We start from the raw sequence: 1063 nt of genomic DNA on the forward strand, positions 1-1063 counted from the left end.
ACAGCAACGAGCTGTGCATGGCTATAGATTCATCCCACACGGCAATGGCACTCGCACCCAATAAACCCCGACGCACATCATCGTAATAACCAATGATTTGGTACTCCATATCGCCCACCAACGCATAACGGCGAATCCCAAACCCACGCTGTTCTACGGCTTGATCAAGCGCGCTTTGATCCTGTTGTCCCCAACTTGAGTCTGTTGCAATCACCGTCCATACACCTGACATGTCGTAATACGAAAGTGAAAACACACCCGCTCCCTCCTCTGCCACCAAGCCGACCGGATTTTGTCGATATGGTTTGAACAAATCTAAAGGTCGATAGCCATAACCTACGCCCCAATCAACGCGCAACTTGCCCGCGCTAACATCCAAAGTGGTATCACCAACTTGCCATTCGCCCTGCCACGCCAGTTCTCGGATAAGAAGTTGATTATCCGCCTCGCCCCACCATTCATGCTCACCTTGCTGATTGAGATACAAACCTTGGCTGTACAAGGTGAATAAGCCACTGATGTTTTGATAATTCACTTGCACATCAAGTAAAGCGTTGAGCGAGTCACGCGCGCTTCCTTGCGCCTCCATAAACGCGCTATCTCGCAGCTTGGCGGTTTCGTAACTTACCGCCCAATCCCATTCAAAACTCCACTCATCATTGGCCGCAACAGGTGCAACCATCCATAATGAAGCGGCAATGAAGCTAATCGCAACGCTGTTTACATTGATGATAGCGTTAAAGAATCGCACTTTCATAAAACATCCTTGATGGCGTTAATAACCTTAAATTACAGCTCCGATGTATTGGCTTTCGGCAAATAACTCGGGTTGTAGAATTTATTATCCAACTGCCACGGGACGATTTCTTGATACTCAATCACCGTCTTTTTGCTCGGTTGAATGCTGTCGAGCAGGGTCATCTCACTGACGTAATCTTCGCCGCGGTTGGTCGCTCGTCCGTATTGCGCTTGCTTGGCAAGCTTGCCCGAACGCAAATAAAGATCCGCTTTGATCGGGAACGCATCTTGCTCAGACAACCACAAATCGATCTTCTGATAACTC

General features: G+C 48.5%; 1 protein-coding gene and 1 pseudogene. Both read right to left on the reverse strand.

Annotated elements, in window-relative coordinates:
* Nucleotides 1-757 (reverse strand): annotated as a pseudogene (locus tag R7P74_RS25020) (hypothetical protein); the annotation flags it as partial.
* A 32-nt stretch (nt 758-789) separates the two neighbouring features.
* A partial coding sequence (locus R7P74_RS25025) for an outer membrane lipoprotein-sorting protein (RefSeq protein WP_318123338.1) occupies nt 790-1063 on the reverse strand: 274 nt, incomplete at its 5' end.

The sequence above is a fragment of the Vibrio sp. 2033 genome, assembly GCF_033339735.1.